Source organism: Paenibacillus sp. J2TS4, assembly GCF_018403245.1.
Classification (GTDB): domain Bacteria; phylum Bacillota; class Bacilli; order Paenibacillales; family NBRC-103111; genus Paenibacillus_L.
Genome location: NZ_BOSH01000004.1, coordinates 341239 through 359287, shown reverse-complemented (window position 1 = coordinate 359287; position 18049 = coordinate 341239). Strand labels below are relative to the sequence as shown.

The following is an 18049-nucleotide window of genomic DNA, read 5'->3' as shown; positions in this document are numbered from 1 at the left end:
AAGTCTCTGCCAAGCATGGACTATTACGGGAACGGATGCGGATGCGAATTAAGCTGCTCTCTCGTCAGCGGCTTCTTCACATAACCCAGCTCCATCGGCACCCTCCGCAATCTTTCCAGCCCCGCCAAACGGGTCAGATGATATCCGAATGTCATCGGCAGCATGCCGGGAATCAGCACCTTCACGCAGTGCAGTCCGTTCCGGGCAATTTCCGGCGCCGTTTGATCGACCACAATGACCTCGAGCTTCAACCGGCATAATACGTGTAAAATATCGCTCAGCTCGTCGGTCAAATCCGCATATCTTTCCCTGAACTCAAATTCCTCAGCAAGTGTTCGTAAAGGGCGATCAGCAGCAAGCAAAAACTCAAGTCGGGCCTCCGCCTCCGGCAAGCTGTACAGCATGGAATGATCTTCCATGTCCTTCACCAGAAAAGGATCGTGAAGCATCCGCAAGCTGTTCTCCCGCGTTTTCTCCGACTTCCCGTCCAGATTGAGCAGCATCCCGGACAATTCATGAATCGAGCCTTTAATCGCCCGCATCGGGTCTGGATGAGCCCCCGCCGCACAAATGAGATTTGCTCCTTGCCGTTTTCTGTTTTTCGCTATGGCCCATACACTTGGAATGCGATGCTCCATAGTCGAGTTAAACAAGTAAATGTCATAGTCCGTCACCGTCTGCAATCGATCGATCATCCACCGCAATTCCCGGTCCTGGGCCGAGGATGGATCGAGCCGCGGAAGCGGCAGCTTCGCGTACCAGGTCATCAGGAACGAGTCTCGTTCCACGACTTCCAATATGCCGTACAGAATGGCCTCCTCCAGGCTTCCGCCTAACGCGCAGCCATTGGACGTTTCATGAACAAAACGCTGCCCGCAGCCCATGCCGTAATAAGCTAGCGACTCGGGAACGAGAATAGGGCGCTCTGTCATAAAGGAGTAGCCCCACACCCAATCTAGCGGGAGATCAGGATCAAACGGCTGGAACGGAAAACCGGGCCGCCTATATTGTTCCTCCTCATATAGCCCTACCCGCACAGGATTGAGCGCCAGGTCTTCCAGCTTGCGATAGCTATCGCGGACGACGGTTCGCCTGCCACGAGGGGCTATGCCGCAGTATCTCTCCAAGCCCTCAAGGATAGCCGTCAGCTCGCTAACCTCATAGGAATGGGTCCTGCCCGCGCAGCCCTCATTGTCCGTAAATAACGGCAGATTAACACTCGCATCGGCAAAGGGAGAGAGCAGATCGCGCACTTTTCCATTCAGAAATCCGCTTCGGTAGTCCACATAATCTTTAACCAAAACCTCCTGCAGCTCATCCAATGACCGACTGCGGAAGCTGTCCGCATTCACCTTCGGACTGGGCTGCAAGCAAATCCGGGCCGACGTCGCAGAATCTTCAGGCAGCCGGGAACAAACAGGACACGCCGGATCGGGCAAAAAGAAATGACTGGAGCTCTTCAACGTTTGCAGTTGGACCATAATGAGCCGTTCTTCCAACCGGGATCGGCGGCCTTGCAGCACTTTCTGTACTTCGGCTTCCAGCAGATGAGCCATCTGGCCCAGACCTGTACGCGAAGCCCAGGCGTCGAATGCCACCCCTCCGTCCTTCTCCAGCTTCCGCTCCAGCTCCCACATTTCCCGGCGGTCACGGCCTGCCATCAAGAGGCGCATATCGGCGCAGCGGGAACAGCCGGACGCCTTCGGGCGTACCAGCGGTCCGATGATTCCTTCACCGAACGAAACAAAGCCGCGCAGCCAGGGAACGCCCCGCGACCGCAGCACCTCCTCCGCCTCGCGGTGAACGGAAGGGTGCCAGGCATCGTGAAGAACGAGGTTCAGCTTCGTCTCCTCCGCCGCTTCTGCCTTGAAATCAGTCTGACGAACGACCTTGTGTCGGGCAGCCAGCCGTTCGCCTACAAGGTCCGCCAGCAGCCCCTCTCCGACAATCGTCACGACAACAGCACTCACGCGGATGCCTCCTCTCGCAGCAGCACTCCGAACACTCCTGCCAGTTCCTCATTCATAAATGGTTCCAACGACAAATCGTAAACCATCAACTGCTGCCGACCGCTCTCCAGTATGGTTAAGGCGCGATGCAAAACATCTGCTTGTTCCGCTTCCTCATGCGCAGGAATCACCATGCTTTGCGGAGCCTTCTCCTCGAGCAGCACCGATTCAGCTACCAGCGCATATGCAGCTGTTACCGCCTCTTTGTTCTGGATACTCATCAGAGCCTGCTGCAGCACATGGCGCCAGGCCAGAGTCCTATTCAAGCCGGCACTGCCATACCATCGGCCCTCCACTTTAGCCCATACAACGGGAAAGCCGAATATTTCTTCCCCGCAGCCGATCTCCGGGGCCCTTTGCATCGTAGTCAATGCCTGCCAGTAATACCGGCAGTGCCTATCTTCATTCGCATCTAACCGTAAGGGGGAGACCAAAGTGTCGCGCTTCGTCAACTGCTTGCGCAATTCCTCGTTCAAATAAGCTTGCAGCGCGCGAACAAGCCCTTCGGTCATCGTCGCTCCCGCTCCGACGGCAACTGGAGGTTTGCGCTCATCCGTAAGGTTTCCCTCTTCTCCCCACCCCGGAAAAGACGCTGCTCCAAGCGAACAGATCCATCTTGAAACATAGGCCTCTATTCCTGCGAGTCCGGCTTCCCTCCGCGCCTCTTCATGCGTCAAACCGGAGCAGACAATGTCCGCAAGCTGCTCTGCCGGTCCTTCGGTTAACGGATCGACCGCTTGTACTCGACATTGGGAGAGCGGCAGCTGGATCAGGTCCTCCTCTTCCCAAAGCTGGAATATGCCCGATTGCGGCGAAGTCAGCCGCATAAAGTATGGAAACAAGGAACTGAATTCCTTATTAGGCGGATCATGCTTGAGCCGTAATTCCAAATCGTCAACCCTTTCCACGTTCCGATGCCCGTGCACCAGCGGATGAGGCAGGAAGGAATGGTAACCGCCTTCCAGCGTTTCCAAATCGAGCAGGAAAAATTTATTGCTCAGTTCCGTTCTGGTCACTCCCGCAGCCCTTTTTAACCATTCAAACACGATGATATTCGCCAGCATCGCGCCGGCTGTAACCGAGAAAGTATGCAGCTGCGGGTCTTTGCTAATCGCCGATTGATGAAGGCGGCGAAAGGCCGATTCCCAACAGCCGTCCGCTTCCGGATGGACTAACGGCCCGGCCAGTCCTGCTTGCTGGACAATGAGAGCAGGCAGAAGAACCTTGCTCTCCTCCCGGCAAACCGCATGAAGCAGCCGCAGCTCCTCCAGCTCTCCGTTCTGCGACACATACAGAATCGCATCGTAGGACCGTACTCCTTCCCGCCAACCGTCCTTATGGAAGGAAATTTCTTCAATGGCCACGGAGGAATCCGATTGACGGGCATGTTCCGCCAATTCCGTCAGCCTTTGCCGATGAGTCGGCTCCGAATCGGTTATCAGCATGTGAAATCGGGGCAATCCCGATTCAAGCAGCGCCGCAACCAGGGAGACAAAGAAAGGCCCGGAGCCTATGGCCAGCACTTTAGACTGACGATAATTTTGAAACCGGTATGCCCCCGATTGGCCCAAGCTGTCCAAAAATTCAATTTGCGAGGCATACTTCCCGAGAACATCAGCAGGCAATTGATGGGGACGATCTGCGCTCAAGTCCCGGACAAAGCCGTTCTGATACAGCACCTCCGCAATTTCGTAGACCCGGTCTCGATGGGGGCTCTGCAAGCCATCGGTCAGTTCGTGCAGCGTGTGATTTCCATTGAACATGGGCAGCAGCTGTTCAATCCACTGATCAATCGTCCGGCCTTCCATCCGGAACGTGACCGAGTTGTTGCGAAAATAAGCACCACCGGTTGAATCCGGAATAAAAAATGTATCCCGATTCACTTTTAGACGCATAGAAGGGTTTAAAACAGACATCCTGTTCCTCCTAACTATAGAGCTTTTCTATATTCGCGCGAGCTTCACAGTCATTTTATGTCCAGCTATTTGTCCAACATGCCCATCTATATATTCGGCACTAAAGAAAGCAGTCATTTCGCTCCGAGGAAAGGGCCTCCGACGCTTCAAAACTCTTGTTTTGTATTCCTTAAATAACACCGTGCGATTCCATATGGACGCTGTTTAGACGCTGCCCGGCTCCATAATTCTCTATTTCTCCGCAACAAAAAACCATAGCGCGGCATCACTCCGAACTATGGCTTATTCCTTTGATTTATTAGATGTATATATAAGGAGACCATTCATCGGCTAGAATGGCCAGAATAGGGACCAGCTTCCTTATTCCATGATCATGAAAATAGAAAAGCGGTCCCATCACTGGAAATCGGATAAAGGCTAATTAGCGGCAATGGGCGCAGTTATGGCAGCGAAAACATTGGAAACAATTGTGGCAGCGGAAGCAGTTAAAGCAGTTAAAGCAGCGAAAGCAGCTGGTGCAATTGAAGCAGTTAGTACAAAAGCCGACACAAAAACCAATGCATAGACGGGCGGGGTCTGCCTCTTGCTGCTGTTGGACTTCCCATGGGATCACCTGTCCGGCCTGGAATCCGGAAACCTCCAGGTTTTGAATTTGGTTGTGGAACTCGTTCATCTTGTTATCCTCCCATATATTTTCTGTAAATTACGCCGGAGGGACTCGCATTTATTTCGCTTCCCCTCGACTTTCGATACCACAACATATGACAAAAATCCGCTTTTGTTACTCCTTCAAATGCCTACCTGAAAATTATGTTCCGCCTAATTATCTGAACAGACTCGTTTCAAAGAGGAACGACGGCCTATGCGAAAAATTCCAAACAGAGTCCCTCAAGGATGGTTGCCCGTTCTTAATTTCATTAGCGAACACGAATTTTCGCATCCCCGAGTAGCAGTTTTGTTTGATATCTGGATAAAAAGAAAAAAGCCTCTCCTGTTCCGCTGTCGGATTCAGGAAAGGCTTGGACCTATTCAAGCTTAAAGCAGGCGGCAATCAGCTTGCCGAATCGGTTTTGCAATCGCTGCAAATTCCGTAGATTTCAAACCGGTGATTCAAAATGTCGAACTGCTCGGGCAGCCCGGAAATATTCCACATGGGACAATAATCAAAGGTGACTGTTTTCTCACAGTTCACACAAATTAAATGATGGTGATGATGATTGGAGCAATTCGCCTTGAACTTCAGGCCGCTGTCCAGGAAGTAAAACTGCTCCAGAATCCCCATCTCGCTCAGTAGACGCAAATTGCGATAAATCGTGTCGAAGCTTACACTGGGATATTTTTGACTCATATATTCATAAACATCTTTGGGCGACAAGTATCCGTCGGTTATGGTAAACAGTTCGGCCAGTCTTCTGCGCTGATCGGTTATTCTCCAGCCTTTTTTGGACATGGCGTCCAGCATGGATTGAACTGATTGGTTTTCCGCCATTCTACTACCCCTTATATAACGTTTTATATTTATATAGTGCATGAATGAGGAAGGCTAGTCAAGCGCTCGATGGATTTGTCTTCGATGGATTGGTGCGAATTTCCCCAGCTAGATTCGATAGTAAGCTTCGTCAGAAGGCTACCTGAGCTAAGCTCACTCATTCAAAGCAGCCTGCAATGCGTTCAAGTTTTGTTTCATGATAGCGATGTAATCCAAATTTTGCTGCAGCTCCTCTGCTGTCAATCCTTCCGCAGGATTAAGCACCGAGGTCCGGGCCCCGGTATCCTTCGCTATAACCGAGGCAATCTTCGGATCGGCTAACGTTTCAAAGAAGATCGTGCCGACCTCGTTATCTTTAACGAATTGAATAATTTCAGCCATCTGGGCAGGAGACGGCTCTTGCTCAGGAGACAAGCCCGCAATCGGCAGTTGCTTCAGCCCATACCGTTCCGCCAAATAGCCAAACGCAGCATGTTGGACAACAAATTGCTTTCTATTAGCTGTATCGGTCATTTCCTTAAACGATTGATCCAGCTCCTGAAGCTTTGTTATATACTCATCCGCATTTTTCTTGTAATCGTCTTTATGCGCCGGATCAGCCTTCGCCAAGCCTTCCATGATATTAAGAACTTGCTTCTGGGCAAGAACCGGGTCCGTCCATACATGGGAATCGAGTTCACCGGCATGATCGTGATCGTGGCTGCCATGCTCTTCATTGTCGTGATCATGCTCCTTACCATGAGCGTCACCCTCATGGTTGTGACCATGCTCGTCACCATGAGACTCGCCCTTATGGTCATGGCCATGTTCGTCATCATGAGCGTCTCCTCCATGATCATGACCATGACTATGACCGTGAGAATGGTCATGTCCGTGATCATGAGTGAAGGGCATCAGCTCCAAACCTTCGATCGCTTCCACCTTCACCAGCTTGTCATTCTGGATACTCCCCATAACTTGCTCAAGCCAATATTCCACCATCCCTCCGTTGTATACGAATACGTCCGCCTGCTCGATGGTTTTCATATCTTGCGGAGTTGGTTCCCAGCCATGCGGCTCAGCTCCCGGAGGAATCAGGGGAATGACCTCCGCATATTCTCCAGCAACGTTACGGGTAAAATCATAAATCGGGTAGATCGTAGTAACCACTTTGAGCTTAGTTTCTTTAGGTTCTTCCTCAGGTGAGGGCGAGCTGCCTTCACTTTGCATAGTTTTGTTTGCACCGCAGCCTGCCAGAATAAACATACAAGCTGCAATAATAACGAGAGCTTTATTAAATACGGATTGTGACTTCATTCTTTCCCCTCCAAAATAATGTATCCCTTATTGCGGCGTCCTGGACGCTCCAACTGGCAGCCCTTGCCCGCTATCGACTAGCTTACGATTCCTGTGCATGCGGATTCGCAGCCAAACCCTCTTCAACCCTATTCCCGACAATAAAAACAGCAGCAGCAATGCAATCGTCCCTCCCGGAGGCGTCCCGAGCTGATAAGAAAAGGTCAGCCCTGTATACACTCCGGTTAACCCAAAGATCATAGCCAACAGGATCGCTGAAGTGAAGCCCGCCGCCAGACGTATGGCAAGCGCCGCAGGCAGAACGATCAATGCCGATACGAGCAGCACACCGACAATCGGCATCGCTGCGGCTACCGTCATTCCAGTCAATATACTGAAGGAGAACGACAGCCAACGAACGGGAAGCCCATTCGCTTTGGCAGTTTCCTCGTCGAAGGTTATTTGGTACAGAGGGCGGCGAAGCAGCCAAAAATAGAGTCCGCCGATGACCGTAACGATTAGCATAAGCCAAAGCTGCTGCGGGTTGACGGCAACTACTGAGCCGAATAAATAGGCGGAAAACCCTTGATTCACACTTGGATTCAAGCTCATCAAAACGACAGCCGTCGCCAAGCCCCCGGTCATGATGATGGCAATCGACATCTCGCTATAAGACGGATAGAAGCGCCGGATGCTCTCCACCGCTACCGCCCCGACGACTGCAATCGCAAACCCGCTTAACGTTGGATTTATTTTTAGAATAGCCCCGGCCGCTACGCCGGCTAATGAGACATGGGACAGCGTATCCGCCATCAGCGCCTGTTTGCGAAGCATTAAATAGACGCCGAGCACGGAAGCGAGCAGCGCGATTAATCCACCGGCGTAAAATGCCCGCCGCATGAAATCGAAGTGCAGCATTTCCATCTTCCGTGCTCCTCTCTTTGCAGTTGAATGACCCGGTCTAAATATTCGCTAACCTCCGTAAGTTCATGTGTCACCATGACAACGGTTCGGCCGTAGTCCTTGACCTGGGCAGCCAACAGCTGATAAAGATGACTGCGGGCCTCCTTGTCCAAGCCCGTCGCAGGCTCGTCAAGCACGAGCAAATCCGGCTGCTGGGCCAACGCCCGGGCTATGCAAATCCGCTGCTTCTGGCCCCCGGACAATTCGCCAATTTTGCGATCCCGCAGCTCCCACATTCCGACCTGCCGTAAGGCCGTCTCCGTCTGCTGCTCATCTTCCGCCGTCCATCTCCGCAGCCATAATGTCCCGTAGAACCTTCCGGAACGGACCAGTTCCAACACTTTACTCGGAAACCCGCTGTTGAAAGAGGCGATTTTTTGCGGGACATAGCCTATCGATAGCTTCCTTCCCCTGATTCCGAGCTCGCTTAACCATACTTGACCGCTCCAAGGCTTCAATAGTCGGAGCATAAGCTTGAGCAGCGTCGTTTTGGATGCACCATTAGGTCCGGTAACAGCCACAAATTCACCGGCGTACAACCGCAAATCGGCTTTTTCCAAACAAGGCGAATCCGTATATCCAAATGTAACCTGCTCCATCGAAGCGAGCAGCATGAATACTCCTCCTTTATGTAATTTTTACAATTAAACTCCTTACCAATACTAGCTCATGAATCGTTTTTTGTAAATAGTAATTTTTACTTTTATTTAAAGGAGTGGGAGGCGAAGCTAACAGAAAAGGACGGGAATAGCAGCATGCCAATGTCCCTTTACCGACTGGCTGGCGGCAATTTTATAAATTTTAATATGTAAAATCACAATAAGAAACTCGGTTTATTTGCGTACCCATTATAGATTCAGACTCTAGTCTTCTACCCCCATGAACATTATTTGTAAAATTTATGTATAATTTCAACGTATTTCTGTCTTTAAATCAGCACATTAATGAATCACGAGCTTTTCAAACGTTAGTTATCGTTTTCATGACGCTTCTGTTTTCAGAAATTTAAATGTAAAAAATACGATAAAATTCAATAGTTATAAAACGCTTCTTAAGTTCTTTCTGATGAGAGAGATGGGGCAACAAGTGGAAGAGAAAGGGAAGTTTCGGTTTGAAGGAGCTTGAAAAGAAAATATGTCAAAATACCCCTCCATTCAAACACATAATATGAAAGGCTGCTTTTCCAGAAGGTTTTTTAGTTCAGCAAAGGTAGGCGTTTCATTTGTAAAGTCCTTATAAATACGATGTCAGATTCAGCATAAACTGAATGGACGCTTGGTGTGATTAGGTTTTGATGGTCATGTGGTCTATTAATGTGGAATGATCCCATTTAATCCCAGGTGTAGAAATATCCCCCCTGCACCTCCAATTGCCCACAAAGTTGCGTTGGATTTCATCAATCGATTCCTAAACCCTACTAATTTTAATTCCGTCTTTATGGGATTGGTTTTATATAAAAATAATAAAACAAGTGAAGGCAGGACCATCAAGATATTATAAATAGCTACAGTAGGTAGCCATATAAGTGGAGGCAATTGATGATAAGTTACCAGTCCTAACATCGCCCAATAAGGTATTGCTTGAGTTACTTCTATTAAAAATGCTAAAAAAGCAATGGTGACAACAACCTTAACACTTAAAGTATTCCCTATCTTTTGAAAGATACGAGTATAGATATTGCCACTTTTGTTTTTTGTTAATTTAGGTAAAGCGAAGCTTAGATATATAAGTCCTATTCCAGTTATAAGAAATATAACACTTACAAATATACTTTCTTTTAATTGCTGGAACAGATCGATAACAGGGTCAATCCCAAGCATGAAGACGATCCCCAATATAAAATAAGCTCCTTGGGCAATTGCCAAAAATAATAGCAAGCGTTGCTCTTTTTTCTTCGATTCAGTGAGCATAATATATGCAGTCCCTCCAAGTACACTGACACAATAAATGGAAGCAGTGAATTTACATGCTTTTATCGATGGCCTATCTGTGCATTCTGTGCTTTACCCTGATCTATTTGATGAAAAAATGATTGAGACTAGAATAATTAGTTACTTACGCAGTAAATGTACATTCCACTAGAAAGTCAATAAAACGCGATGTGACCCCTATTAATCCATCCTTGATCCTCTGCATTTTTAATCATCGCATAGCCGATTCGGTCTTTTACACTACCTGACGGATTGAAATACTCTAGCTTAGCAATTAGTTTCGCATCAAGTAGATGGATTTGATTATAGTGAGAAAGCTCCAGCAGAGGAGTGTTTCCTATCAATTCCGTTAAATTTTTGGCGATATTCATAATAAAGTAACCTCCTGAATTAAACTGTTTTAACCTATAAACTTAGTTGGTTTTTTTAACATTAACATTTATTGTATGAAAAAACAACAAAACCGCCCATCACAGAGGATGAACGGTTTGCTGCTTGTCATGGCCTGATCTCTGATCTCCCAGGCCTTGATTATATTAGAGGACATAGGGAGGATAGTAAGTGATATGAGGATCATAACGATCTTCATCGTACTGTTCTCCTCCCCATCCGATGACGACAATTTTGTCGTTATCCATTTCCCGCTCGAGCCTTTCGGCTGCCTCGGGGGAAATTCCTAACGCTCGCATTTGGGCGCGAAGCTCATTCCCGCGGGAGCGGAACAGGTTGGCCACCGCTGTTCCCAGCCCTTCCTCGTCCACCCCGATCTGCTCGGCGTCCGTCCGATCGGCGACGCGTTCAGTACGATCCCTGTCATGAGTCAGAACATAGACGTGATCCTTGGCATATCCTTCTCTAAGGAATTCATTAACCTGTTCCTGCGCTTCTGTCAGCTTTCCCACGGTATGAACTTTAGTCGCTTTAATCATGGTTAATTCCTCCTTCGAAATTGATTATTGGACGTTCAGAATATCATTGACGACGAGTAAAGTACGTAAGAACCGGCCAAGATTCTGGATCAAACGCGAGTCTTTCTCCCCATAAATAGAGAGATAATGAATAGAATTAGAAAGACGAAGAATAATATTTTGGCTATGCCTGCCGCAGCGGATGCAATTCCTAGAAATCCGAATATCCCTGCAACTAATGCGATGATGAAAAAGGTTGCTGCCCAGCCTAACATAGAAATCACCTTTCTTTCTGATTAAAGTAGAGTGCTTTCTATGGTAGTTTTAACCTATCTCGCACCTGTTGAAACTTATCCATCATTTTAGGGACTGTTAGGATCGTCCTCTGCTTTCTGGAAAAGCGCGATATGTTTTTAATAGAAACCTAGGTGTAATTGTTTTCCTCTCCCCTTATCGGAAGACTTCGGCATGCGGATCTCCACAACCCCTTCTTTCATGACTGCCTTGCTCCTGCTTGCCGCCACGAGAGCCGGCAGCTTGATATTCAGCTCCTTGTCCGCCCATCCATCCAACCGCAAGGAAGCCGGTTGAACCCGGATTTTCAACAAATACGGATCGATCTCCTCCGGCAGCTTGAACCGAACAAAGACGGAGCGGTGAGTTTCGAAAATTTCCGGGTCTGGACTCCATTCCGTTCCTTTCACCTCGGGAATCTGGTCAGCTATCAACCCTTGGACATAATTTTGTATCCAATCCGGGTCAGGAAATAGCGAGGCCACCCGATCATCGGAGGAAAAAGGAAATTGACCGCTGGTCAAATGGTCAAACAGCTTCTGCAAATCCAACTTATCATCCGGGAAAGTTCCCATAGCATCCTCCCCTTATTTTCTCCGTACATTATACTCACCGGAAAGGGAATAGGTACTCACCTAGTTTTCTTCACGATCCTTATTCCGTATAATTTGTTCAGCCCGACCTGTAAAATTTGCCGGAGTTCCGAGCGGTGACGGGATTGCCCTGATTGATTACAATACAGAGAAGCTCATGTTCCGAGTACGCCCTGGCCCCGACTGCGAGCAGTCGTTCAAGCCGAATGAAATCGTCACCTATCCGCTGAATCGCGGGTAAGGGGGCACTAGCCGGCACATAGGTCCGGTTCACCCTGTCAGCTATCCTTCATCCGTCAGGAGGTTTGCAGTAGAATCAGGCCGCTGTATGCCATTAGCAGATTCAGCACCCCGTGCCAGACAATTGCAGGATAGAGGCTGCCGGATCGCAGGACGACCGCTCCATAGAAGATCCCGCCTCCTGCAAACAGCAGGCAGATCCACCAATCAAACCCGAGCGAATGATGCTGCAGCCCGAATCCGAGACTGGTAACCATCAAACCCGGGTAGACCCCTATCGCTTCCCCAAACCTCCGTAGCAGCACACCTCTCCATAGAACCTCCTCGAGGATGGAGTTGATAACCGCAAAAGATATCGCGATCACAAAAAAGCTTGGATCCAAGCTTTCCTTTCGCATGAATATAAAAGGAGCAAATACAGCTGCATTGATAAGGAAGGCTATAATCAGAAATGTCCTGACCGTGACTTGATGAAATCCCGATTCAATGAATGGGAAAAACAGCTTGGCCCGCAAATCAGGCCTGCCCAAATAAGGGATTGGTTTCTCCCGATACATAAACGATAAAAGCGCGATGGGGGCGATTATTAAAATAAGTGAGAGCCGGTTCAGCAGGATGATCCTTTCATGACCGATCATCATGCTGCCGATCCAATCATTGAATGCCCGATATAACAAGAAACCGGCCATATAACCGAGGATAGCGGTATGAAGCGGGGTAAATCTCCGTTTTATCCAAGGCAGCGTCGCTGCAAGCAAGGCGGCCAGTCCGACCAAATACGGACGGCCTTCCTCCAGTTGGGTAATCACGATCATTAACAAGAAAGCAATAGTCAGCCAAACGCCTTGAATAAAAAGCGGCCGATTCCCGCGAATGTGAGACTTGCAGTTCTCTAATAGTTTTAATGCAGTCAAACCATTGGCCTCCAATATTATGCTGCTTCTTCTGTCGGCTTTATTGTACTTGGTTTGAGCCGTTACTACAATTCCCTGTCCCTTTAAGCACAATTAGAGTTAATACATGTCCAGCATAAACTGTCATTTTCTTAAAAGCCTGCCCGCTAAAGCCAATGCCGCTCGTGCCCTGGCTCTCCCTGAACGCGGTCGTATAGAGCGGTAATTCGTTAAAGTTACCCGTGCATCCTTGAGGGCATAAGCAAAGTCCTCATCCTGTATAAGCTCGTATTCCCAAACCCGTTTCTGCCAGGCCGGCAAAAAAGCTTTAAGCTCATCATTCTCCACAGCCGGGTGAATATAGGTTTCACTCACCCCTTCCGGAAGCTCGTATACTTTCTCGATTAACGATTTTTTGAAGCTGTCGTAGGTCTCCCCCTCTTCCACGTCATAAGGATGACTCAACAAATAATCGGGCATTCCGACACCGAGTGCATCAGCCAGCTCTACGATCCCTTCCAGCATCGATTCCGCATTCGGAATGGAGGCGAGAAAGGTGTCTTTTTTATAAATTTTGCGGAAGATGCGAAAGGGCCGCTTTCTTTTGGAGCACTCCCAGAACACAAAAGGGAGATAGCTTCGACCCGTAGCCAAGCCATAGAGACTGCCCATATGATTATCGACATGCGTAATGTTTAGGCCAGCCCTGGCCACTGCCCGGAACTGGGCGACAATTTCTGCTCTAACTGCTTTAGGCGCGGCATTTAATTCAAAGTCCCGAATCGTCTTATACATATAGCCATTCTCGTCGTGGAGTGAGGGATGGTCGGTCAGGCTTCGCCATCGAAGGCCGTCGTATTCACTTGTCAGGGTAAGGTGCAGACCGACGTTGACTTCTTGCCGGGTGCGGCACCAGGCCGCCGCCTCCTCAAATTCCGGAGCGGGAGGCATCAAGGTGGCAGAAGAGACCTTACCTTCTTCGAGAAGATGAATAATCGCTTGGTTCGCCGCTTTGCTCTGGCCAAAATCGTCACAATTAATAATTAGAGAGCGAGTCATAGGGTTCCCTCCTATTCGGTTGGTAAGCCGTCGGTATTTCGAAATTTGAGTAATAGAGAGATCAGGAAGGCTATGACAAGCAGGGCAAAAGGCACCACGCTGATCAAGTACCTGAACGCGGCTTCCGCGTTAGGGCCCGGCTCATGGCCGCTTACATAGCCGAACAGCAGACCGACGCTCCAAAAAGCGACAGCCGACAGCAAGCCGCTGGATCTTGTAATAAATCCTCCCACCGCGTTGTAGATGCCTTCTCTTCTGCGCCCCGTCTTCTCATAATCCCGGTCTACAATTTGTCCATTCAGTACGGCAGGAGTCACCAGAAAACCGGACATTCCGAAGCCTACGACAATCCCTGCCGCTATCCCGCCGCCAAGTCCCTGGGCAAACCATAACGGGACGACCGATACCGCGTAGACGGCTAATGCGCAGCGCCAGCCCTTGACTCCGCCGAGCTTGCGAATGACTACATACCATACGGCCACTAATGGAATAATCGAAACAAAGATGGAAGCCAACAGGATGGACACCTGCTCTTCGGGAATATGCAGCGCATATTTGGCATAGAAGGGAATCGCGGAGCTGAGGAGGCCGTTAACCGTCTGAGCGAAGGAATTAGCCAAATTAAAGATCCAGAAAGCTTTATTTTTGAATGTTTCCTTGAATGCTTCCATGAACTTGAGCGGAGCTTCTTTCCGGGCTTCCTCATTTTCCCGGACTGTCATCATGCAAAGAGACATAAGAATCGCAAACGCGGCCGCATACAAAAGCGCCATATTGGAAAATCCGAATGCGGCAAAGAGGATCGGGGTAAGGGCGGTGCCTATGAGGAGGGCAACGATCTGATAGCCTTGCTGAATGGCCGAAGCTTTGGCCCGCAAGCGATCGCCCCGGAACAGCTCGGGAAACAGCGCTCCGTAATTGACCCATAGAATGGCGGCAACGCTTTCATAAATAATAAGCGCGATTAGAAACCATGTAAAAAGCCGGGTCCCCTCCATTCCTTCGGGCACCGAAAAAACCATAATAAAGGCGAGCACGAACAAGGGAATAGCCGCGACAATCCACGGCTTGCGCCGGCCCCAGCGGGTTCTCGTTCCGTCCGAGAGATACCCTAAGATCGGATCGTTAAGCGCATCCCAAATCAGGTAGATCGTCCGGGCCAAGGTTGCAAGCCCCACCCCAAGCCCCAGCTTATCAATGTAATAGTAGCTGTAAAAAGAGCTGAAGGCCTGCACAGGAATCATCATGGCGAGCATTCCAAGAGCGTAGGTGTAAGGGGAATTGGTCCATCGGTTTTTCATTCGCTTTCCTCCATTGCCATAATATGCGGCTTATCGTGCATCGCATCGGAAGCAAAACGAAAATCAGTCATTATTTTCCAATTATACGGTCGTTCTTTATTTCGGTCAACGCTCTTCTTACGCTAGCCTTACTCTGGAGCCTGTTTCAAGGGAATCCTGCCGTAAAAGGAGGACGGAAAAAAGCGGATTTGATGAAAAATGTAGCCCAAAGAAAACCGGGCAGAAGAAATTTCTCCTGCCCGGTCCTTTCTTTACTTAACGCTGCCGGACCCGAGTATCACTGACCGGCATAAGTAATTATTAGCAAGTTACATATTGGCGGACACCACAATCTACGGCCCATTTCCGAACGAATTATCGCGTCGCGAAGGGTTCATAGCGTTAGTCGATTAATCGCGGGTTGCAATGTAATCGGGTCTCGGCTTCAGGCCGGAATAAGGAGCGACCAGCTTGTTTTCAACGCTATTATACACCATAAACACGTTGCTTCTTGGATACGGGGTAATGTTGCTGTTAGACCCGTGCATTATATTGCAGTCAAACAGAAGGATGGAACCCGCTTTCCCGGTTGGCATCTCAATGCTGCTTTGTTCGACAAGCCAGGTCAGACTGTCGTCATCCGGCACTCCGTATACTTGTTTACGCAGAGAGGACTTGAAATTGTCGTCCGGAGTTTTACCGACGCAGGAGACATAGTGCTTATGTGATCCGGGAACGACCATCAGCGCACCGTTATACGCATAGTTATCTTCCAAGGCGACGGAGCAGCTAAGCGCTCTCATCCGGGGCATCCCATCTTCCACATGCCAGGTTTCAAAATCAGAATGCCAATAAAATTCTTTGCCCGTAAAGCCCGGCTTAAAATTAATCCGCGATTGATGTACGTAAACTTCGCTGCCCAATATTTGCTGTACCGCTCCTACGATCCGTGAATTCCGGGACAGCTCGCCAAAGATCTTGTTATCCCGATGGACAGCAAAAACAGAACGAACTTCATCGCCTCCCGGCTCGCGAATCACTTCCGGCACCTGGCGGCCGGCACTCTCTTTCCATACTTTATTCAATTCCTGCTTCAATCCAGCGGTTTCTTCTTCGGAAAAAAACGGATCTAAAAATAAATAACCGTTCTTGTCAAAAAAATCAAGCTGTTCTTTGTTCAAGGGGCCGGTGAACCCCGCATCCGGATAGACGACCGGATCTTTACGCTCCGTAATGGTAGGTTTGTCGTAAATTCTCGATGGATAAAGGTCGGTCTGGTTATCGTTACGATTGACAGTCGTATTCGTATGACTCACAGCAATCTCCTCCTTCGATTTGGTCCCGGCTTCGCAGTCCGGGGTAATTTCCCGCGGCTAGGCGAGGCCAGGCGGATGCCTGGAACGCGCCGTCCCCGCCCGGCTCCTCAGCTTGCCATACCACTTAAAAATATGGACTTCTGATACTGCATCAATCTGTAAGAACGGGATAAGTTCCTTCTTCATCATGGACTTCCCGGCCCGTACAAGGCGGGTTAAACACACAAACCATTCTCATATCCTTCGTAGCCCGCAAATAATGCTTTTCATGGCCATCCAAGGCATACACCGTACCCGGCTTGAGCGGATAGACCTTGCCTGATTCCTGCAATTCAATTTCGCCTTCCCCTTCGATGCAATACACGGCTTCCACGTGATTTTTATACCAGATGAATGTTTCCGTTCCCGCCTTAATAATCGTATCATGAAGCGAGAATCCCATTCCGTCCCGACGAAGCAGCAATCTCCGGCTATTCCATGTCGGAGTGTCGACGTCATTATCCGTTCCAATGATTTCATCCAATTGTCGTACGATCATTATTCGTCACCTCTCCCAAGAATTGTTAGCAAATTTATATAGAATAGCGTTTGGCTACGGCCGCCACACTATCTCGGAATATATCCAGCCCTTGCTCCAGGGCTTCCTTCCCAATCGTCAGCGCAGGCATCACTTTGGCTACCTCGCTCTCCGGACCCGAGGTTTCCATAACCAATCCTCTTTGGAAAGCTTCCGCACATACTTCTTCAGCCATTCCTTGTTCAGGGAAAGCAATCCCTTGAAAAAGACCGCGGCCGCGTCTCTCGGCTTGCAGCGATGGATGAGAGCGAACAATATCATCGAGCCGCTGGCTCACCCGTTCTCCCATTGCCTTCACATCCTTCTCCAGTCTGTTGTTCTCCCAATAATCGAGAGCTTCGGAGGCCGCAATAAAGGCCAGATTGTTCCCGCGGAACGTTCCGTTATGCTCCCCTGGCTCCCAAATATCGAGGCCCGAGCGGAACAAGGTAAGGGCAAACGGGAGACCAAACCCTCCAATCGCTTTGGACAGACAGATAATATCGGGCTTGATCCCGGCTTCCTCAAAGCTGAAGAATGTACCGGTTCGGCCACAGCCGGCCTGAATATCATCCACGATCAGCAAAATATTATAACGGCGGCAAATTTGCTCGATCTTGCGCAGCCATTCTACGCTCGCTACATTAATCCCGCCTTCGCCTTGCACGGTTTCCAGAATGATTGCAGCAGGCAGGGACACTCCGCTCCCACTGTCTTCCAGGTAGCGCTCAATATACTCGACCGTGTCCACTTCTTCCCCATAATACCGGTCAAAGGGCATTAACACGCTATGATGGAGGGGCACGCCGGCGCCTTGGCGCTTGAACTTATTTCCCGTCACTGCCAATGCGCCCAATGTCATTCCATGGAACGCATTAGTGAAGCTCATGACGGTTTGCCGACCGGTCTTCTTCCGGGCCAGCTTCAACGCGCTTTCTACCGAGTTAGCACCGGTAGGACCGGGAAACATAACTTTATATTCCATTCCTCGCGGCTTTAGGATGGTGGAATTGAACTTTTCAAGCAACCTTTCTTTGGCTTCCGTCGCCATGTCGAGGCTATGTGTAATTCCGTCATTCATTAGGTATTCGATCAGCTTTTCCTTGATTTTGGGGTTGTTGTGACCGTAATTTAATGTCCCTGCCCCCGCGAAAAAGTCGATGTACTCCCGACCTCCCCGATCCCACATTTTATCATTTCTCGCCTTGGTGAACACAGTAGGAAAGCTTCGACAGTAGCTTCTGACTTCGGACTCCAGCTTTTCAAATACATGTAATTCCGGTTTTGTTTCTTCCGCAACATGGACCATAACGGCGGCATTCCTCCT

At 49.2% G+C, this 18049-nt stretch carries 17 protein-coding genes and 1 pseudogene; all 18 read right to left on the bottom strand.

Annotated elements, in window-relative coordinates:
* Positions 1-23: 23 nt before the first annotated feature.
* The 18 genes and pseudogenes from KJS69_RS11865 to ectB all read right to left on the bottom strand — a co-directional run bounded on the left by KJS69_RS11865 (position 24) and on the right by ectB (position 18031).
* The gene (locus tag KJS69_RS11865) at positions 24-1970 is read right to left on the bottom strand and encodes a TOMM precursor leader peptide-binding protein (protein WP_213583967.1); all 1947 of its coding nucleotides are present in this window, start codon (positions 1968-1970) and stop codon (positions 24-26) included.
* On the bottom strand, positions 1967-3925 hold the full coding sequence (locus KJS69_RS11860; protein WP_213583966.1) for a putative thiazole-containing bacteriocin maturation protein: 1959 nt from the start codon (positions 3923-3925) through the stop codon (positions 1967-1969). The genes KJS69_RS11865 and KJS69_RS11860 overlap by 4 nt, the downstream gene beginning before the upstream one ends.
* A 421-nt stretch (positions 3926-4346) precedes the next feature.
* Positions 4347-4598 carry a heterocycloanthracin/sonorensin family bacteriocin gene (locus KJS69_RS30240; protein ID WP_213583965.1) on the bottom strand — a complete coding sequence of 84 codons (252 nt, stop codon included), beginning with the start codon at positions 4596-4598 and terminating at the stop codon, positions 4347-4349.
* Between the two features lie 378 nt (positions 4599-4976).
* Positions 4977-5414, bottom strand: a complete 438-nt coding sequence (locus KJS69_RS11850) for a Fur family transcriptional regulator (protein ID WP_213583964.1) — start codon at positions 5412-5414, stop codon at positions 4977-4979.
* Between the two features lie 153 nt (positions 5415-5567).
* Positions 5568-6710, bottom strand: coding sequence for a metal ABC transporter substrate-binding protein (locus KJS69_RS11845; protein WP_213583963.1), 1143 nt, complete (start codon positions 6708-6710; stop codon positions 5568-5570).
* A 27-nt stretch (positions 6711-6737) separates the two neighbouring features.
* Positions 6738-7613 (bottom strand): metal ABC transporter permease, encoded by an 876-nt coding sequence (locus KJS69_RS11840; RefSeq protein ID WP_213583962.1) that lies wholly within the window; start codon positions 7611-7613, stop codon positions 6738-6740.
* A complete protein-coding gene (locus tag KJS69_RS11835; protein WP_213583961.1) occupies positions 7559-8266 on the bottom strand; it encodes a metal ABC transporter ATP-binding protein in 708 nt (235 codons plus the stop codon). The genes KJS69_RS11840 and KJS69_RS11835 overlap by 55 nt, the downstream gene beginning before the upstream one ends.
* 696 nt (positions 8267-8962) lie before the next feature.
* Positions 8963-9562: a GAP family protein gene (locus tag KJS69_RS11830; RefSeq protein ID WP_213583960.1), complete on the bottom strand. Its 600-nt coding sequence runs from the start codon at positions 9560-9562 to the stop codon at positions 8963-8965.
* Between the two features lie 197 nt (positions 9563-9759).
* Positions 9760-9957 (bottom strand): annotated as a pseudogene (locus KJS69_RS11825) (pyridoxal-phosphate dependent enzyme); the annotation flags it as partial.
* 162 nt (positions 9958-10119) lie between these two features.
* Positions 10120-10512, bottom strand: coding sequence for a YflT domain-containing protein (locus KJS69_RS11820; protein WP_213583958.1), 393 nt, complete (start codon positions 10510-10512; stop codon positions 10120-10122).
* A gap of 89 nt (positions 10513-10601) precedes the next feature.
* Positions 10602-10766, bottom strand: coding sequence for a DUF1328 domain-containing protein (locus KJS69_RS11815; RefSeq protein ID WP_213583957.1), 165 nt, complete (start codon positions 10764-10766; stop codon positions 10602-10604).
* 138 nt (positions 10767-10904) lie between these two features.
* Positions 10905-11360, bottom strand: a complete 456-nt coding sequence (locus KJS69_RS11810; RefSeq protein WP_213583956.1) for an Hsp20/alpha crystallin family protein — start codon at positions 11358-11360, stop codon at positions 10905-10907.
* Between the two features lie 314 nt (positions 11361-11674).
* Positions 11675-12532: a CPBP family intramembrane glutamic endopeptidase gene (locus KJS69_RS11805; RefSeq protein WP_213583955.1), complete on the bottom strand. Its 858-nt coding sequence runs from the start codon at positions 12530-12532 to the stop codon at positions 11675-11677.
* Positions 12533-12655: 123 nt separating this feature from the next.
* Positions 12656-13570 carry a polysaccharide deacetylase family protein gene (locus KJS69_RS11800; protein ID WP_213583954.1) on the bottom strand — a complete coding sequence of 305 codons (915 nt, stop codon included), beginning with the start codon at positions 13568-13570 and terminating at the stop codon, positions 12656-12658.
* A gap of 11 nt (positions 13571-13581) precedes the next feature.
* Positions 13582-14871 carry an MFS transporter gene (locus tag KJS69_RS11795; RefSeq protein ID WP_213583953.1) on the bottom strand — a complete coding sequence of 430 codons (1290 nt, stop codon included), beginning with the start codon at positions 14869-14871 and terminating at the stop codon, positions 13582-13584.
* A 389-nt stretch (positions 14872-15260) separates the two neighbouring features.
* Complete coding sequence (gene thpD, locus KJS69_RS11790) at positions 15261-16166, bottom strand: ectoine hydroxylase (protein ID WP_213583952.1); 906 nt, start codon at positions 16164-16166, stop codon at positions 15261-15263.
* 151 nt (positions 16167-16317) lie between these two features.
* Positions 16318-16704, bottom strand: a complete 387-nt coding sequence (locus KJS69_RS11785; protein WP_213583951.1) for an ectoine synthase — start codon at positions 16702-16704, stop codon at positions 16318-16320.
* Between the two features lie 34 nt (positions 16705-16738).
* Positions 16739-18031 (bottom strand): diaminobutyrate--2-oxoglutarate transaminase, encoded by a 1293-nt coding sequence (ectB, locus tag KJS69_RS11780; protein WP_213583950.1) that lies wholly within the window; start codon positions 18029-18031, stop codon positions 16739-16741.
* Positions 18032-18049 lie beyond the last annotated feature (18 nt).